The following is a 19,561-nucleotide window of genomic DNA, read 5'->3' on the forward strand; positions in this document are numbered from 1 at the left end:
TCTAGGTTATGGCGAAGTCTGGAACACACCTTATACGCTGTTTTGGTGGCTAAAGCGATATAAGGGCGGCATTGGATGGTTGAGGATGGAATGGTAGGAAGGTATAGCATCTGGACTGGGGATGGCTCCCGTTGGAGGTGACCGATGGGAGAGGTCAGAACCTTGATAGTACCGTGACGGCATCTTGGCTGCTATGGCCGCGTAGTCAGAAATGACTCGCATTATGCCCTTGAGTGGTCGTAACTCGCCTACGGCGTGTCTGAGATGTTCGTGAGAAGCTTGGTAAGCAAAGCCATGCTTAGGAAAGGAAGGTAGGAAGGAAGATATGTTTGGTATTGTAAAGGCGAACAACAGAGATGTTGACCTTACATATTACCGATTTGGTTAGAAGATAAGGAAAGTGAATACTCGTGAGAGTATTTGCACTTGTCATATAGATATCAAACATATGCTAGCGGCGTGGGCGGCTGCGCTAAAGATTTTGGTAAGTTATCTGAGCAATATCACGCATTTCACTGACTTGATGCCGTGATGGCGTAAGCTAGTCCCGATGTGGAAACGACCGACTGGAGAGCCGTATGCGGGAGAACCGCACGTGCGGTTCGGAGGGAGGGGCGAAAGTCCCTACCCCTATCAAGAAATTCAACTGAACATTTGGCTTCGTCGCCCTTTAATCAAACTTGTACCTAAGGGCACTGTCGTTTTAATCGAGGTTAGCTTAAGGCATACAATCAAGCAAAATGAGTAAAAGACCTTCGCATTTTTAAACAAGCAGGCTACAAGGACTAAAAGTAAAAAGATGATAAACAAAATGAATAACAAAATAGCACTGCAATTTTTCCCGCAAGAAAAGCTTTTTTGGCTATATCATTTTGCGGCTTATGGCTTATTTACGCTGTTTCAATCGGTTAATTTTTACCTGCGTGAAATGTTCTTCGGCTACAACATGTTGGCGACCGCTATCATGGTGCCCATTTTTACTTTCACCGTGCTGTTATTTCGCTGGGTATATAAAACACGACGTTGGCATGAGTTAGCTATGGGTAAGCAAATGGGTTTAGTTTTACTCAGTGCTTTTATTATGTCGATTATTGTTGTTTTGTTACTGTCTATTACGACACTGCCTTTTTATTGGCATGATTTGTTTAATGAAAAAATCGGCAAAATGGCAGGCTTTAGTAGTCCGATGCAAGGCTTTCTGCAGTTTTTTGTATCGAATGTCATTGCTCAAGCGTTTATCTGTGGCTTATGGGGTTATATGTACATTGGTGTCAGTTATAGCCGCCGCGCCAGACAAGCCGAGCTGGATGTACTGCGTTTAGAAAACAGTTTAAAAGAGGCGCAATTAATCAGCCTATCTAATCAACTTAATCCTCATTTCCTGTTTAACAGTTTAAATAATATTCGTTTTTTAATTCACGAAAATCCAGACCAAGCTGATGATATGGTTACTGCATTTTCGGAAATATTGCGTTATTCACTGACTCAAGGAAAACAAGAAAAAGTCAAATTGGCGCAAGAGCTAGAGATAGTTCAGCGTTATATTGAGATAGTCAGCGTGCAATTAGAACACAGGTTGGATTTTCAATTAACTAAACCCAATGGACATGGGGTGGATGAGTACGTATTGCCACCCATGACGTTACAATTACTGGTCGAAAATGCCATTAAACATGGGGTCGACAACATTCGGCAGGCGTCTACTCTTAATGTCGATATTAGCCTTGTCGAAAATCAAATATTTATCCAAGTGGTTAACCCTGTATTGCCACATACCAATAACATAGAGTCAACAGGCACTGGCTTGGCCAATATTCGCCAGCGTTTAAAACTGCTGTATGCTGATAACGCTGAGCTAATGACACAATTACAAGATAATCAATTTACGGCTCGGTTGACTTTACCCGCAGAAAAATAGGGACATGATAATGAAAGCGTTAATTGTTGAAGACTCTCGTTTAGCTCGCGAAGGGCTGGCAAGAATGTTAGCTAATCACTCAGAAGTGGAAGTGATTGGCACGGCGGCTAATGTTGCAGAGGCGTTGCAAATTATTCAGCAAACCGATGTTGAGTTGCTATTTCTTGATATTCACATGCCAGAAGAAAATGGTTTTGATTTGCTAGGTCAGTTGGCCTATCAACCTAAAGTTATTTTTACTACGGCTTATTCTGAATATGCTATCCAGTCTTTTGAATACAATACCATTGACTATCTGTTAAAACCCATCAGTAAAGCCCGTTTGGCAACCGCAATCAACAAATTACTTAAAGCTGAACCGACAGCAAGCAATGATTCTCAAATAGCTAGCGATGTCGTTGTTAGTGATGCAGTGGCAAGTGAAGTAGAAGAAAAATTGAGTTTGGACAGTAAAATTTTCGTTAAAGACGGTGATGAATGTCATCTGATCAGTTTAAGGGAAATAGAATACATAGAAAGTTGTAAAAACTATGTCAGGGTGTTTTTTGGCGGGCACAATGCGTTTATTAAAAAGTCGCTTAGTCAGGTGGAATCTAGGTTACCCGCTCGTTGTTTTTTTCGTGCCAATCGCCAGTATATTATTAACCTCAATTTTGTTAGCCAGATAAATGAGAATTTAACCGATGGCTATGATGTAAAATTACAAGGGGGCAGGTTGATAGACGTGTCGCGTCGCAACGCCAGTAAAATGAAAGAATTATTAAGCTTGTAAACGGCTATATGTAGCCAAAGTGTACAGCTAACCTTTACGTATACTGAGCATACACAGGGCATATACTCTGCGTATGCCAAGGCTAGCTTCAATACTGATTATTTGTACTCATTTAGGTTAAACATCTACAGGTTTGTACACTCTTACCCAATCAACATACATTTTATTTTTAGTCTCGTCGGCTAATTCTTCATCTGTTGCGACATGGCCTTTTTTCGAACGCCAATCATGATCTTCTATATCAAAAATAATGTGCATAGGGCGATCTAAGCCTAAGTTTTCAGGGTCATTAATATCTTTGCGACGTAATTCACGAACTAATTTGCCATCGATATAAAAATCCACTGTCCAAGCGTCACGCCAATATGCGCCAAACGTATGGTAATCCAAGCGATAAGGTTCGTTATTGGGTAGGGTAAATTTTTTCGGCGTGTGTAAATCTTTAATGATGTCGTTAGTTTCAGGATCACGAATAAATACGTGGTAGTTCGTTGACGCTCGCAAGGCGAAATACTCGTGATCAGGGCGATCACTGCCATATATTTCTAATATATCCATTTCCCGTTTGCTGTCATTACTGAGCAACCAAATATTTGATGATAATACTTGATTCGCGACTTTTATTTTTGCTTCGATAAACACCGGATAGGTAACTGGTTGCTTAGATGTCACAATGCCAGTATTAACTCGATTAGAGTTGGGTTTACGCGACGCGCTAAGGACTAAATTACCGTTAGCAATATTTGAGTTATTAGTACTCCATTCGGTTAAGCCAGGACCACGCCAACCACTCATATATTTGTCTTGCCAGTTTTGCGTGAATTCGGCTGATTTTCCTTGATAATTAAAGCTATCCGAAAATTCCTCTATCAATTGCCAAGATTGGTTTTTATCTAAAGTAGCCGGAATAGGCTCAGAATGCCAATCCGGTTTTGACTCGGTATTTTTCGTACTATCATTTGTTGTAGTAAAGCAGCCTGACAGCAGCAAAGTTGACGCAGCTACTCCACTCAGTAATGTGTTATTTAATGTCATATATAAAAATTATTATTTGTTTTTGATTTCATGTTAACAATACGCAATTTACAATATCTGTCAAGATTTTAATCTGGATAAGTTGATTTTGATGCCGTTAAAAGCATGGTTTTGTCAGTTTTGCTTGGCCAACACTTGCAAAAGCCATTTATTAATATATTGTTAAGTCTTTTAGATATTTTGGTATACATATGATAGTTAACAATGAGCGGTGCTATTGGGCTTTACTTTTGGCTTTAGGCTTATCTTTAACAGCATGCGGTGGTGGCGGTTCAGAATCCCCACCTATTGTCGATACCGCCAACGGTAATCAGCAGAAAGAGCAAGAACCTGAGCAAAAAGAGCCGGAAGATAAAGAAGAACAAAAAGACGAAGAGCCTCAAGCGGTATTTATTGATGTTGATGCTGCAAATGCCAGCAACCCGAGTTTTACTTCTTTTAATGACACCACGCCTACAGGTATGAAGTGGCAAAAAGTCGACGAATTATCAGATGAATTTACCGCTTGGGATAATAATAAGTGGGTTAAAACCAACTGGAATTACGGCAATACTCCAGTCAATATGCTTAATAAAAATTCAGGGGTAAGCGATGGTAATTTGTGGATAAAAGCCACGCTTGATGATAGTGGCACAGACCAATGGTTTGAAACGTCACGCGTGCGCTCGCGCGCTAAAATTAAATTCCCTATGTATACAGAAAGTCGCATAAAAACCGCACACATTTCAGCCTATAACACCTTTTGGTTGAATAACGGTAATATTGATGACAGAGACGAGATCGATATTATCGAGAATAACTCTAACCCATCTACTGATTACAATAACCCAGATTACCCATGGCAAATGCACTCGCAATATTTTGTGGTGAAAAATGGCGTAACTGAGCGTAATAAAGGCAATTTTGATAATCGCAATTTATCCGATGGTAACAAGTTGAAAGGGGTTAAATGGAACGAAGCGTATCATGTGTACGGCGCGTGGTGGAAAGATGAGCACAACGTACAATTTTACTTAAATGGCGAACCTGCTGGCAGTATTAAAACCAAACAACCTTTCACTTTAGAACAGCACTTGATTTGGGATCTTTGGACACAAGACTCATCTTGGGTAGGTGGTTTACCTGCTAAAGCCGATCTTAAAGATGAAACTCGTAACACCATGAAAATAGACTGGGTCAGAACCTGGCGTTTGGTGGCTGAGTAATCTTTTTTGTTTAGATAGTTTTATCCACGTTCGAAAATAGAAAAATGGGATTAACCAAACTTCATTAACTTGAGGAAAGGTTGGTTAATCCCACAAACAACACACACGATAAAGACAAGCTCGCACACAAGTGCGGCTCGTTTAGTAAGACGAGCCTAAATCATTTTTCCGCTATTAGTTTTTGACAATTTTTTATCTAATTTTTAACTGCTGTTTATTATCCTCGATCTTTCACACCTCATGTTTTCCTCTACAGGCCAGTAATGGCGAGGTTTTCTCTGCAATCTAAACTCAATATCCGACCTAAGTAAAAACCTATTTATGTTCAATAAATAAGCTAAAAATTCAAATTATGTGTAATTTATTATTGTTTGTGTGTAAATAACCTGTATATTGTTAACCAGATGTAACGATAAACAACACACAATCAGTATTAATTTCTAAAAGTCGGAGTAGCACTTGATGAAACAACAAGGTGTGATTGCACTATTAATGGCTAGCAGCCTAACCGTGGGTTGTGTGCCGGAACAGTCAACGGTTAAAAACGACCAGGCAACAGCAAAGGGCGAAAATTTAAATTCGAACGCTAAAACTAATAATGCGGATAATCAGGTTTTGACCTTGCTTGATTTTGAATCATCCTCTTTGCCTGATGTTGTCGTGGTTGAAAATGGTTTAGCTAAACCGATACACAAAACGCAAAATCAAGCCGGTGTGACCAGTGGCAATCAAGCGCTTTCTATTCAGTTTTTAGCCAAAGAAAACTATAAATCGTCAATCAGCTTTAAACCTAAAACGCCGTGGGATTGGAGTGAGTTAGGCGATTTTAGTTTAGCGATGGATATTAGTAATCCGTTAGATGAGTCAACGCATATTTTTGGTCAAGTGTTTGACAAAAAAGGCCAAACCCATACCCGTAGTGTCGTTATTCCTAAACGTTCCAGTAATACTTATTACATAGAGCTAAAAGGGCATGATTTAACCTTAGAAACCGGTATCCGCTCTAATCCACCTTCATGGCAATCAGATGATCAGCAATTTATATGGCGCTGGGGTACTAAGCAATTAGACGTAAGTGCGATTAGCGCCGTTAAATTAAGCGTTACGAGTTTGTTAAACGACAAGCCTTTAATTATTGACAACCTACGTTTGATTAAAAACCCGCCAGTCGATGGCAATTACTTAGCTAATTTAGTAGATGAATTTGGTCAAAGTACCCGCACTGACTTTAAGCAAAAAATTGATTCGTTAGCTGAATTAAACCAAGTGTCACAGCAAGAGCTCGCCAGTTTAGATGGCCAGTTAATGCCAGACAGATCTAAATTCGGTGGCTGGAAAACAGGCCCTAAATTACAAGCAACAGGTTTTTTCCGTACCGAAAAAATAGGTGATACATGGACCTTGGTCGATCCCGAAGGGTATTTGTTTTTCTCTCACGGAATTGCCAACGTTCGCATGGCGAATACGTCTACCATGACCGGAGTCGATTTTAAACGCGGTATTGTGGCGCGCGCAGCGGATGATGTAACACCTGAAGATTCAAAAGGATTAAATGGCGTGAGTGTTGAAGCTCAGCAGAGTGCTTATGTGAGTTCAGCGCTGCGACGCGACATGTTTAGTTGGTTGCCGTCTTACGATGATCCGTTAGCACGTCATTATGGTTATCGACGTGAAGTGCATAGCGGTGCATTAGATAAAGGTGAAACTTACAGTTTTTATCAAGCTAATTTGCAGCGTAAATATGGTGATAATTTTATTGAACAATGGCGAGATGTCACCGTTGATCGCATGATCAATTGGGGTTTTACCTCATTTGGTAATTGGATCGATCCTATGTTTTATCATCTTGATCGCTTTGCCTATTTTGCTAATGGTTGGATCATAGGTGATTTCAAAAAAGTCAGTTCAGGTGCCGATTATTGGTCGCCATTGCCGGATCCTTTTGACCCTGTATTTCGTGAACGCGCAGCGGCCACCGTGGCGGTAATTGCCGATGAGGTTAAGCAAAACCCATGGTGCATTGGCATATTTATCGACAATGAAAAAAGCTGGGGTATGACAGGTAGCCATGAAGGTCGTTATGGTGTGGTTATTCATACGCTGGGTCGATCCAGTCAAGATAGCCCAACGAAAGCGGTATTTAGTCAGTTGATGAAAGATAAATATGGCGATATTCGTCAATTAAGTGAAGCGTGGCAACAACCCATTACCTCATGGCAAGCGTTTGATGCTGGCATCGCTACGCAAGATTTTACCCCTGCGCAGTTACAAGACTTTGCCTTGCTGCTAGAAACCTACGCCGCCGAGTATTTTAAAATTGTAAAGCAAGAGGTTAAGAAAAAACTGCCTAATCATCTTTATATGGGCGCGCGCTTTGCTGATTGGGGAATGACACCTGAAATAGTTAGCGCGGCTGCCAAACATGTCGATGTCATGAGCTACAACTTTTATAAAGAAGGCTTGCATGCTAAGCATTGGCAATTTCTTAAAGACGTAGACATGCCTAGCATCATTGGTGAGTTCCATGTTGGCGCAACTGATACAGGCCTGTTAAATCCCGGCTTAGTCCATGCGCAAAGCCAACAAGACAGAGCAAACATGTACAGCGATTACATGAACACTGTGATCCCAAATGATTATTTTGTTGGCGCACACTGGTTTCAATACACAGATTCACCACTGACGGGGCGCGCCTATGATGGCGAAAACTACAATGTTGGTTTTGTTAGCGTTACTGACACGCCATACCAAGAAATAGTTGAGGCTACCAAGAGCATAATGCGAGATATTTACCCCAATAAATATGGCCATTTGGTGGCTAAGTAAGGTTGAAGTGGCGAGGCTTAAGCCTTGCTATGTTTGGTAGGTTGGGCTGAAGAATGAAGCCCAACAAAACTAATGCTTGTGATGGACTTAAGTTAACCGCATTGGCATCAATGCTCACAAAATAAATAGGGGTCGAGGCAAGCCTCGACCTACAAAATATTGCTAGGAAATAAAATGAAAATTACCAATGTAAAAGCATACGGCTTTTGGGCCTGCTTTCGTAATGTTTGTTTAGTTAAAGTGGAAACCGATGAAGGTATTTATGGTTGGGGCGAATCAGGATTATCAGGACGCGAAAGAGCGGTAATAGGCGCGGTTGAACATTTCCGTGAATTTTTAATTGGTCAAGATCCGCGCAATATTGGCGCACTTTGGCAAGAGATGTACCGTAGCCAATATTTTGAAGGCGGACGAGTACTCTCTGCTGCTATTGCTGCTATTGATATTGCTTTGCATGACTTGGTAGCCAAAAGTTTAAACGTACCGGTTTATCAATTATTGGGTGGTAAACAACGAGAAGCGATCCCCTTGTTTGCGACAAGCATTAAACCCATGGGACCGGAACTGATTGACGACTTGCTAAAACTAAAAATGCAAGGTTGGGAAGTATTACGCACAACCACTGGGGTACATGGTACGGCTAATCAACCTACGTTATTTGAGCCACGCCAATCAATCAGTCAATGTGCAGAATGGTTAATTAAAGCCCGCGAAGTATTGGGTAAGGAGATCACCCTAGGTATCGATTATCACCATCGATTATCTGTGCCTGAAACGGTTTCATTTATACAACGTATGCCAACGGGCACTATCGATTTTATCGAGGAACCTATTCGTGATGAATCGCCACAAGCTTATAAAGCGTTGCGCAGTATGTGTGATGTGCCGTTTGCGATAGGAGAAGAGTTTGCCAGTAAGTGGGACTTTATGCCGTATACCGATGCGGCGTTAACCAATTTTGGCCGAGTCGATATTTGCAATGCGGGCGGTTTTACTGAATCAATGAAAATAGCAGCGATGTGTGAACTGCATTATATCGACATGATGCCACATAATCCGTTAAGCCCAGTGTGTACCGCAGCTTCTATTCATTACTGTGCAGCCATTAATAACTTAAGTTGGTTGGAATTACCGCCTTATGATGGTGACATGAGCGACTACGATAAGTTCTTTGTAAATCGCCCTCAAGTGGTTGGCAATGCATTACCTGTACTAAATGAACCTGGGCTAGGTATCGATGTTAATGAAGATCTGATTAAAGATTTAGACTTTAAATACTGGGAAGCGCCAAGGTTGCACAAGGCTGATGGCTCTTATACAAACTGGTAAAAACGGAGCGCAAAAATGCAAACTGTTTCGCAAGAAAATTCAATTGCCACAAGCCACAAACGCTATCAAATATTAGTGCTGATTTTTATTAGCGTAGTGATCAACTATATGGATCGCACCAATATTTCTGTGGCGGCTTCTGCTTTGTCGGATGAGTTATCCTTATCTGCGGTGCAAATGGGCTTAATTTTTTCCGCATTTGGTTGGACTTACTCCGTATTGCAAATACCCGGTGGCTTGGCGGTGGATGTTGTCAAAGTGCGGATTTTATATCCATTTATTCTCATCGCTTGGTCATTGGCGACATTAGTACAAGGCTTGGTTAGCTCTTTTGCCGCGTTAATTGGTTGTCGTATGGCAATAGGGGTGTTTGAGGCGCCTTCATACCCTTGTAATAACAAAATTGTCACTAGCTGGTTTCCGGAAAACGAGCGGGCGTCTGCCATTGCTATTTACACCTCAGGCCAATTTATTGGTTTAGCGTTTTTAATGCCAGTATTGGCCTTGATCCAAGATCAGTTCGGCTGGCGAGGGTTGTTTATTATCTCGGGGCTAATTGGCATTGTTTGGGCGGTAATTTGGTATGTGTTTTATCGTGATCCACAAGATCATCCAAACGTTAGCGAGCGAGAACTTGCGTTAATTGAGCAAGATAAAACCGACCAAGAAAATACTAATAAAGAACAAGCTGAAGAAAAGCCTAAATTTAGCAGCGCCGACTTTGTTAAGGTTTTTTCTAGTAAAAAGCTTTGGGGGATCTATATTGGGCAATTCTGTTTAGGTGGCGTGTTAATTTTCTTCCTCACTTGGTTTCCTACTTACCTAGTTGAATATCGCAATCTTGATTTTATTAAATCAGGCTTTTTAGCCTCTTTGCCCTTTTTAGCCGCATTTTGTGGTGTGTTGGTATCCGGTTTTTTATCAGACTTTTTAGTCCGACGTGGGATCTCGAAAGAAGTATCACGTAAAACGCCGATAGTGATCGGTATGTTACTTAGCATGTGTATAGTCGGTGCCAATTATACCGACGATACGTTTTGGATTATTACCTTTTTATCGATTGCCTTTTTTGGTAATGGCTTGTCGTCTATTGCTTGGGTGTTTGTATCGTTATTGGCACCCAAACGCTTGGTTGGCTTAGTTGGTGGTTGCTTTAATGCAATAGGAGGCTTGTCAGCGGTCACCGTACCTATTGTGATTGGTTGGTTAGTTAATGACGGTGACTTTAAACCGGCACTTCTGTTTATTGCGAGCTTAGCGGCTATCGGCACCTGTTCTTACCTATTTTTAGTCGGCAAAATCGACAAGTTAGAGGATTAAATATGACTCAGCTCAACCCGCAAATCCAAGATAAACAAATTCAGCGTCAGCATAGTGCAGAACTTATTCGCGCCGCTAAATTTGTCGCAATTATTCGTTTAGCTAAGTTTGAAGAGATAGCACCAGTGATTGAATGCTTAGTCGCTGGTGGCATTAAAGTGTTAGAAGTGACAGCCAATACGCCGTGTTATCTTGATGCCATAGACCAAGCTCGCGATTTATACCCAGATGTATTGATTGGGGCTGGTACTATTATTAATTTAGAGCGAGCTCGACTGGCGATCGCGGCCGGTGCTCAGTTTTTAGTAACACCCAATACTAAACCCGAAATTGTGGAATATGCTCATCAACAGGGAGTGCCTGTTCTTTTGGGGGCGCTAACGCCGACAGACATTATTGCGGCATTAGACTGCGGAGCCGATTTTATTAAGGTGTTTCCCGCAGGCTCTATGGGCATTGATTATTTTAAAGATTTAAAAGGCCCTTATTCAGACATTGATTTAATGCCAGTAGGAGGGGTTAATGTTGATAATGTTCAAGATTGGTTTGCTGCCGGTGCTGTGGGCGTTGGCGTAGGTAATGACTTAACGCAAGCGGTTTATAGCGAACAGGACAAACTGCAACGCATTGCTCATGTGAAAAAGTATTTAGATCAAGTACCGATTTAGCAGTCAGCGAGTTGGAACATGTCGAAATTTATTTCGACAAAAGCAGCAGGGCAGTTACAGACTAGCTTGATTATTTGCAATCTTTGTCGAGGCGCTAATAACATTTGTCGCTTCGTCCTTTGCCGAATGCGCAAGGCAATAATCAGCATCAATACTAAACAGGTAAGTAAAATAAAAACTATGATGAAAATAAACCTTTTAAAGCAAACTAAGCGCAAAACTAAAAACGCTTGGCTAAGCCAAGTGTTGCTTTTAACGCTTGCTAGTGGCCTAACCGCTTGTCAAATGACGCAACACGAGCCTGTCACTGTTGAGCATCAGCCAATCCGTGTGATTAACAATAGCGTTGAAATTTACTCTGCAGAAGCAGAGCAATTTTTATCAACAGATACGCCATTGCAAGTGCTAAGCGAGGGATACAAGTGGACAGAAGGCCCATTGTGGGTTGCCGATACGAGTTTAGCGAGTCAAGGTTATTTGCTATTTTCGGATATTCCCAACAACAAAATTTATCAATATATTCCGGGCCAAGGCACGGCTTTATATTTACAGCCTTCCGGTGCAACGGGGTTAGTTGATGGGGATTATGGCCAAGGTTCAAACGGTTTGCTGCTCAATCAACAAAATCAATTAGTGTTAATGCAGCAAGGTGATAGGCGTGTAGCGGTTATGCAAAGTGCGTTAAGCGCACCGCAACCTAAGTTCAAAACCTTGGCTGGCTATTATCAAGGTAAGCGCTTAAATAGCCCTAACGACGCCGTTTATGATAGCCAAGGTAACTTATACTTTACGGATCCTCCTTATGGTTTGGCCAAAATCTTACAAGATGAGCGCAAAGCGTTAGATTTTCAGGGCGTGTATCGTTTGAGTAACCAAGGGCAATTAACCTTACTGGATGACGAGATCACCTTCCCTAATGGTATTGGATTGTCACCAGATGGCAAAACATTATATGTGGCCGTTTCTGATATTAATAACCCAGTTTGGTATGCCTACGATGTTGCTAATAATGGCCAAGTGACGAATAAGCGTGTGTTTTTTGATGCTAAACAGCCTAATCAAAAACCACACGGTTTACCTGATGGTATGGCGGTGCATTCCAACGGCACGTTGTTTGCGACAGGGCCAGATGGCGTTTGGCTATTTAACCCCAAAGGGCAAGTCATTGCTAAAGTTAAAACGGGTAAATTAACCGCCAACTGCACGCTAGCAGAAAACGAAAAAGCCTTGTATTTAAGTGCGCATGACACCTTAATGCGCATACCACTTAAGTAACAACAAAACTTAAACGGATAAAAATTAAAGCTCAGGTGGCTTAAGTTAGCCACCTTGTTTAAAATACACGACGATCCATATTGTTGCGGGTTGGGCTTTAGCTTTATTACCTTGCAAACACAACTTCAGCCACTCTATTTTGTATAAAACTATGCCAGAACCTGTTACGCCGCCAGCAATGTCTCCATTGTTATTAAATGATAATTCAATATATGCGCAAATATTAAATGACATTGCCGAAGGCGTGTATATCAGTGGTGATCGCCTAGTCACCACGAGTTTGGCCAAGCGTTATCACACAAGTATCAATCCTGTTCGTGAGGCATTAAAACAGTTACAAGGAGAAGGGTTTGTTACTGTACAGCCCAATAGTGGTGCCCGGGTCGCAAAATTTGAATATGCGACTATGCGCGATGTATTTGAGTTACTTGCGTTGTTAGAGCCTTATTTGCTTGAGTGGTTTGTCACTGAACATAGCCAAGAGCAACTGGAAAAAGTAATAGCCATTCAAGGTGAAATGGAAAAGCTAACCGAAGCCGAGCACTTAACTTATCGAGCCTACGATAATCAATTTCATTGGTATATTTACAGCTGTCATTATAACCAAACCACAGTCGAGCTATGGCGGCAAAAACGTTTAATGTTACACGCCATGCACGCCAGCTTAACGTTAACTCAATCGCGTATGCAGCAAAGTATTTCGGAGCATAGGCAGTTGATCCAAGCCATCAGTAAGCGCGATGTTGATCAAGCTTTGTCTATTCTTAATGGCCATATTTCACATAGTGGTCAGTATTGGTCGCGTTACTTATAACTACTCAGCGTAATATGTTTTACGTGCCTTATTGCTAATTAACTCATCTTTGCCGAGCTTGCATGGGTGCAGATCTGTCTCTTGATCACAAGTTTCAGAAGCGTTCTTTTACGTCAAAAGGTTGAAATTTTATCACCTAGGCTTAGGAAAATACCCTCGTCATCCTCGCGCATGCGGGGAGCCAGCGACTTTTGTTGGATAAACATAGTTTGGTTTAAGTAAAAGCCACTGGGTTCCTGCCTGCACGGATGCAGGTACCAAAAGTAGGCGCTTTAAGCGAGGGGCGATAGCAGGACGCGGTAGCTTTGACGGCTTTGCTTACATGGATGTAAGTACTTAGGTTTCGTCTGGAACTAGAAACCTGCCCCTAAAACCCGATCGCTTTGTCTATAGTTACGAAAATTTTTACTTTCTATCATTCACTTCTTTATAGCAATTAAATCAAGAGCTTAGCTCAATCCATTGAATACATCATATGTATTCAATGTTATTATCTTGTTAAAAATATTGAAATGGGTGTTTAAATTATCTTTTTTTGTGATAAGTTATTTGGGCAATCGCTTGTTCAGTGACTGATGTTAGATGCTCAATATTAGGTATTTAACATTAAGCATCTAACAAATATCTCTATAGAAACGCGTTTTGCACACTCATACACAAAACACATTGGCAAATGAGAAATGACAAATGGGAAGCACTATGATTAATCGAAATGATAAACTGCGTGGCGTAAACAAAAGAATAATTAAAAATACGTCAATAGTTAGAAAAGGTTTGGCGATAAGTGCAAGCGCTTTCGCTTTGGTGGTAGGACAAGCTTATGCTGCTGATTTAGCAAAGCCTTCTACTTACAGCGATCACAGCAGTGCATGGCAAGGTAACTATGCTAATGCCTATGATGGTAATAATGGTAATGAAGCAAGAGCTAATTCGCGCGGCACGGCATCTGATGTTTGGCTTGAGTTTGATTTTGCTAGCCAACATACCAACTTCGATATTACCTTTTTAGAAGATAATAGTTATCCGTATGCGGTTTCTCGCTGGAAAGTACAAGGTTGGCAAAATGGTCAGTGGACTGATTTACCTTCGGGCTGGCAAGCTCACAACAGTACTGATCTCGATCCGGCTTATCCAATAGATAGCAGTTATAGAACAGACAAAATGCGGGTTTTATTCCAAGCCGGTAGTGGCAATGAAGTGGGATTAAACGAATTGAACATAGCGGGTGATCCCGTGTCTTCAACTGTTGAATTAGCAACCACGGCTAACTTAACCGATTTAACTCCAGCGTGGTGGAGCAATCATGTTAACGTGTTAGATGATGTTGACACTAATATCGGTCAATCTAGCGCCCGCGAAGTGTATATGGAGTTTGACTTCGGTGCGACATACAGCAATTTTGATATTTCGTTCCTAGAAGATAATGTCTATCCGTATGCGGTATCGCGTTGGAAAATACAAGGCTGGCAAAACGGTGCATGGCAAGATATAGCAGGCTGGCAAGCGCATAACAGCACAAGCTTCGCCCCTGTTTATCCAATAGCTAGCAACTATGCGACCGATAAAATGCGCGTGTATTTTCAGGCGTCTACGGATGAGCGCGTTGGTGTCAATGAGTTAAATATTATTGGTACGCCACAAGGGGCGGGTGGATCAGGGCCCACACCTATTGTTGATAGCCAATTTTATACTGAGCCAACCCAGTCAAGCGGCACTTTTAACTTGGTTAACGACTATGGTGTCAATAACTCTGATACCTCAGATGACACGGCTTTACTGCAGCAAGCACTAGACGAAATTAGCGCATTGCCACAGGGCGGTAAGTTATTTATTCCGGCGGGCGATTACTATTTACTGGATGTCAAATTACGCTCTAACGTGCATTTGGATATTGCATCCGGTGCTACTATTTACCCAACTTGGAATGGCGATGGTCGCAACCACCGTATTTTTGAATTGGGAACCGTGCGTGACGGTGTTACCGAGCCGAAAGTGGAAAACTTTAGTTTGATTGGACGCAATAATGGTTTTGTGGTGGATTTTACTCAATCGAACGATCCGAATCTCGCCGTGTTTAACATGGGCGATATGCAAAACTTCAAAATTTCTAATATTCGTATCAAAGATAAAAAAACCATCTTCGCATCGTTTTTAGTTGGTGTGACACGTAAAGGTAATAATTTATATTGGCCTAAAGACGGTATTATCGAAAAAATTACCCAAACCGATGCATTATTTGGTTACGGTGTTATTCAAACTTATGGCGCTGATAATATTCTGTTTCGTGATTTAGACGGTGAGGGCGGTATTACACTGCGCATGGAAACCGATAACCTTGTGATGAAAGACTTAAAACAAGGCGGTATTCGTAACATTTACGCGGAAAATATCAAATGTACAGATGGTTTAGCAGCAGTTATGTTTGGCCCACACTTCATGCAAAACGGTGCGGTGCAAGTCAACGGGGTAGAGGCTAACGGTTGTGGTTTTGCCGTGCGGGTTGATACCGGCTATGTTGAACTGTTTAGTCCTGCTAACGAAACCCATACAAGAGACAGTTGGAAAGCGGCGGTGAACGCTGAGCTAGGTAGCGGCTGTGCGGCTACGCCATATGCACGTGGCAATGGCGGTACGCGTTGGGCTGCGCGAATTAATGATGTTGGCAACTGTTTAACCAATGTTTACAACAACTACGGCCTTAAACCCGGCACCTTCGAAACGTCTGATATCTATAATGTTAACGCAACATTTGGTACAGATGCTCATCTTAAGCAAGATCAGTTGGATTACTTTGAATTAAGCAACCCTACCTGTGACAACGTATGTTTACCAACGACTAGCCAATGGTCAAAGCAAGGACAAATATACTTAGGCCCATCGTTAGGTGGTGTGATAGATAAAACAGTTGATGGCAAAAGCTACGACTTTGATGTCAATATTCATAATCTAAATATGAGTGGCTATCCAACGCCTTCGCACGTTACGGTAGATAACAATACATCAAGCTCTCGTGTCTGTAGTTATTATGGTATGAGTGCTTGCCCAAATAGTCGCTGGAACAAGTAAATCGAATAAATAAGGGACATTCGACCTTGGATGTTTTCACGTAAAACGTGAAGGCACTTAGAGGGTAATCTTGCGAGAAGACTGTAAAAGGCGGTCTCGCTCTTTGAGCTAGCCGCCTTTTTAATTTAACCTATTTTGTTGCTAGTTGGCTGCTTGAGTGTGCGACACTAAACGCAAGCTATCGAATAATGCCACATCGCCTGCGATAGGACTGCCATCATAGGTTAGGCTAAAGTCATCAACTCGGATCTCTGAGCCATCTCCTTGATACTGCGCGAACACAGTTAGCTTGGTATTAGTGCCTGAGTTAAATGTCAGGGTTGTTTGTCTAAAGCTGTCATCCCCTTTAGGTGCATCACCTAATTGACTAACATCAGCAATATGACTGGCTAAAATGTTGGCGATATCCGTTGTGTAAACACCGTATTTAACTTGTGCGTCTTTGTTACTTTTTTCCAGCACGTACATAGATAAGGTGTAGTCAGTGTTGGCTAACACATCGATTTCTTGCGCGATGTAAGGATCATGTGGCGTACCATTATCCCCTTTGGTGCTGTCGTACTTAAATTTAATAGAGCCATCTGCGCCTGAGGCTGAATTGCTCGAATCTTGCACCTGACCTATGCCAGAACCTTCATACACTTGCCAATCCGTTTGCTTGTTATCAAAATTTGCATTAAGAATATTCGCCTTTTGTTTTACGGTGTCGTCCATGACGGCGCGCAATGTGGCTTGGGTTGCACTACCTGAATGGAAGCTAACGCTGGTAAATTGATAATTGCTGTTATTGACATCTGTACTATAGGTTTGGCCGTCAACCACGACACTTAAACGACCAATACCTTTAATAAATGCTGAAAAGGTGTAGTACGTATTGGCTTGTATATAGACATTTTGTTCTATATTGGCATTGACCGAATCTAATTTAATACTCGCGCCTCGAGAAAAAACATCTTGCGTATCTGAGGTGATCTGTGCGCCATTATTTGTCCAACCTGATGTATCACCTGTGTCAAAGTCGTGATTGCTTATCATCACTTTTTTCACATAGCCTTTACTGTAGGCTGGTCGATAGCTTTTCGGCCCAACTTGGCTGGCTGTCAGTGGGGCCATTGTGACACTGTCGTTTGACGAGGTATCGGCACCGACTAGGTTCGTAGATGAGCGCGATTGGCCGTCCATGTCATGGGTTGGTAAGGTAAAGTTACCTATTGCTACATTGGTGTCGGCGTCTAAATAGCTGCTATTGCTACTAGGGCGGTATAGGTTGTCGCTGGCGAGCTCTAGTTGAGGATCGCTAAAAGTTAAACCACTAATAGAGCTAGCACCGTTGTCAGCTAAGCTTTGACCATAAACCGTATTGTTAGAAAAGGTCGAGTTGCTCGGCATGTCATTGGCATTTTTGACAACAGCACCTATTGCATTGGCAATGAGATTATTGACAAAATAAACACTATCGGCTTTGGTACTTTCTTTACCGCCAAATACATTTAAGCTGTTTACACTGTCGACTATGGTGTTATGTGCCACTAAAACGTTTTCAACATCCTGATAGCCATTGCTAGTTGAACCGTTTGAACTGGTTAATACAATGCCTCCATTCCAATTCGAGTTTTGATAACGCGCTCCCTGCACATAGTTATTTACCACTGTATGATTTCCATCGACAATACGAATACCGCCTGAGAATGGGTGGTCGTCACCAAAAATAAAGTTATTGTTAATAGTGGCGTATTCACCGTGGCGAGTAACAATAGATCCGTAGCTATCGCGGATCGTATTATGGCTAATGGTGTTGTTACCGGATTTGTTAGAGATAACCTCAGCTTCACCTTGAATGCGCTCGAAATAGTTGTATTTGACTTGGCTATACGAGTCGCCCATATGCGAATCGCTGGTGCCAATGCGAATGGCTTCATATTCGTTATCACTGCTGGCGGCATAGGCTTGGCCATTGACTGGAGGGCGATCACCAAAATAGTTATGGTCGATAATGGCATGGTCCACTTCCATGTCTTTTATATCGACACCATCGGGCTTATAGCGGTCGATCGCTAACAAAGCGCCACGGGTCGTTTTACCCGCAAACCAGTTGTGATCGATTCGGTTGTATGCACCATAGATATACAACCATTTTGTACTGTCAGTTAACCCTTCATCCATGTCGATAATGGCATTTTCGGTAATACGGCAGTAATTACAGGGCGTGCTGCTGTTGGCACGAGTTTGAATGATGGTGTTGTCAATAGTACCATCTTTAAACACAAAGCCTTGCAACACCACGTATTCACCTGTCATCGCCACCGCAACTTCACCACCTATGATGACCTTACCGGGCTCTTCAGCCGCGATGGTGATAGGTTTATCCGCACTACCCACGCCACCAAACTCTAAATCGAGTCCAGTATAGTTGCCTGCGGCTAAACATAAGGTTTCACCAGGCGTCATCGTGAAACTAGCTGCGCTTTCTAGCTGGTATATTGAGTTTACTGTTTGCGTACAGTTAATGGTTGGGACAGTATCATCCGGCGTTGTCACAATTGATGGTTGGCTTGCGATGCCTTTGACCTCAATCGAGATTGCACTGGCGGTGCCATCAACCGAGTAAATGTAAATATCCTCATACAGTTGATTACCGTCAGTTAAATTACTGATCTCTGGTTTACTTACGTTCAATTGGTAATTCCAATTTCCGCTACTATCAATTGAGAATTGTCCATATGTGGTACTAACGTTAGTTTGTACTTGGACAGCGTCTTCGCCTGTGTCGATATCGCTAACGGTTAACTTGCCTGAAACCGCTTGACTGTGGTTTTGGTTAATACTTACCGCACTGTCACCGCTAAAAGTGGCCGCATGGTTGGTTTGTTGATTTTCAGCACCGTTTATTTTTATGTTAATGGTGACTTTGGTGCCATCAACTGAGCTAATTTGAAAGGTGTCTGTAATGGTTTGACCTAAGCTAAGCGCTTTAACATCGGCGTTGGTGCGATCAAGTTCGTATATCCAGTTACCGCTAGCGCTGACTTCATAAGTACCATACTGGCTAGCTGTGGCTGGTACGACGGTAAATTGCGCTTCGCCTTCATCTGGATCGTCAATAGTCAACTGGCGGTTTACTGTGATGTCGTTGGGTTCGGTAACCGTGGCCGTGATATCACCTGTGATCTTGGCTGCCGTATTTTGTTTAGGTTGCTGAATATCATCATCTACAGTGGTGGTGTCTTCACTACCCGATCCGCAACCCATTAATGCCGCTGTTAAAAATGTTGCTAAGCTGGTCCTTTTTATCATAACTTCACCTTTGGTCATTCCAATTTTAGTTAAGTCTAC

General features: G+C 42.0%; 12 protein-coding genes. 10 read left to right on the forward strand and 2 right to left on the reverse strand.

Annotated elements, in window-relative coordinates; all coding sequences use genetic code 11:
* Window positions 1-811 precede the first annotated feature (811 nt).
* Together C2869_RS07220 and C2869_RS07225 are read left to right on the forward strand one after the other, a co-directional pair.
* The gene (locus C2869_RS07220) at window positions 812-1,918 is read left to right on the forward strand and encodes a sensor histidine kinase (RefSeq protein ID WP_159084079.1); all 1,107 of its coding nucleotides are present in this window, start codon (window positions 812-814) and stop codon (window positions 1,916-1,918) included.
* A gap of 10 nt (window positions 1,919-1,928) precedes the next feature.
* Window positions 1,929-2,690 carry a LytR/AlgR family response regulator transcription factor gene (locus C2869_RS07225; protein ID WP_108602310.1) on the forward strand — a complete coding sequence of 254 codons (762 nt, stop codon included), beginning with the start codon at window positions 1,929-1,931 and terminating at the stop codon, window positions 2,688-2,690.
* A 117-nt stretch (window positions 2,691-2,807) separates the two neighbouring features.
* Here C2869_RS07225 and C2869_RS07230 read toward each other — a convergent pair whose 3' ends face one another.
* Complete coding sequence (locus C2869_RS07230; protein WP_108602311.1) at window positions 2,808-3,725, reverse strand: family 16 glycosylhydrolase; 918 nt, start codon at window positions 3,723-3,725, stop codon at window positions 2,808-2,810.
* A gap of 191 nt (window positions 3,726-3,916) precedes the next feature.
* Here C2869_RS07230 and C2869_RS07235 point away from each other — a divergent pair, with 191 nt between their 5' ends.
* From C2869_RS07235 to C2869_RS07270, 8 genes are all read left to right on the forward strand, one after another.
* Entirely contained in the window at window positions 3,917-4,930 is a 1,014-nt protein-coding gene (locus C2869_RS07235; protein WP_228710796.1) for a LamG domain-containing protein, read from the forward strand.
* 462 nt (window positions 4,931-5,392) lie between these two features.
* Entirely contained in the window at window positions 5,393-7,756 is a 2,364-nt protein-coding gene (locus tag C2869_RS07240; protein ID WP_199915667.1) for a beta-galactosidase, read from the forward strand.
* 174 nt (window positions 7,757-7,930) lie between these two features.
* The gene (locus C2869_RS07245; protein ID WP_108602312.1) at window positions 7,931-9,085 is read left to right on the forward strand and encodes a mandelate racemase/muconate lactonizing enzyme family protein; all 1,155 of its coding nucleotides are present in this window, start codon (window positions 7,931-7,933) and stop codon (window positions 9,083-9,085) included.
* Window positions 9,086-9,100: 15 nt separating this feature from the next.
* On the forward strand, window positions 9,101-10,405 hold the full coding sequence (locus tag C2869_RS07250) for an MFS transporter (protein WP_108602313.1): 1,305 nt from the start codon (window positions 9,101-9,103) through the stop codon (window positions 10,403-10,405).
* 2 nt (window positions 10,406-10,407) lie between these two features.
* On the forward strand, window positions 10,408-11,073 hold the full coding sequence (locus C2869_RS07255) for a bifunctional 4-hydroxy-2-oxoglutarate aldolase/2-dehydro-3-deoxy-phosphogluconate aldolase (protein WP_108602314.1): 666 nt from the start codon (window positions 10,408-10,410) through the stop codon (window positions 11,071-11,073).
* A gap of 180 nt (window positions 11,074-11,253) precedes the next feature.
* A complete protein-coding gene (locus tag C2869_RS07260; protein WP_228710797.1) occupies window positions 11,254-12,348 on the forward strand; it encodes an SMP-30/gluconolactonase/LRE family protein in 1,095 nt (364 codons plus the stop codon).
* Window positions 12,349-12,499: 151 nt separating this feature from the next.
* A complete protein-coding gene (locus C2869_RS07265) occupies window positions 12,500-13,162 on the forward strand; it encodes a GntR family transcriptional regulator (RefSeq protein ID WP_108602315.1) in 663 nt (220 codons plus the stop codon).
* A gap of 699 nt (window positions 13,163-13,861) precedes the next feature.
* The gene (locus C2869_RS07270; protein ID WP_159084080.1) at window positions 13,862-16,228 is read left to right on the forward strand and encodes a glycosyl hydrolase family 28-related protein; all 2,367 of its coding nucleotides are present in this window, start codon (window positions 13,862-13,864) and stop codon (window positions 16,226-16,228) included.
* Window positions 16,229-16,369: 141 nt separating this feature from the next.
* Here the strand turns inward: C2869_RS07270 and C2869_RS07275 are convergent, their stop codons facing one another.
* Window positions 16,370-19,522 carry a chondroitinase-B domain-containing protein gene (locus C2869_RS07275; protein WP_199915635.1) on the reverse strand — a complete coding sequence of 1,051 codons (3,153 nt, stop codon included), beginning with the start codon at window positions 19,520-19,522 and terminating at the stop codon, window positions 16,370-16,372.
* Window positions 19,523-19,561: the final 39 nt, after the last annotated feature.

The sequence above is a fragment of the Saccharobesus litoralis genome, from assembly GCF_003063625.1.
GTDB classification, from domain to species: domain Bacteria; phylum Pseudomonadota; class Gammaproteobacteria; order Enterobacterales; family Alteromonadaceae; genus Saccharobesus; species Saccharobesus litoralis.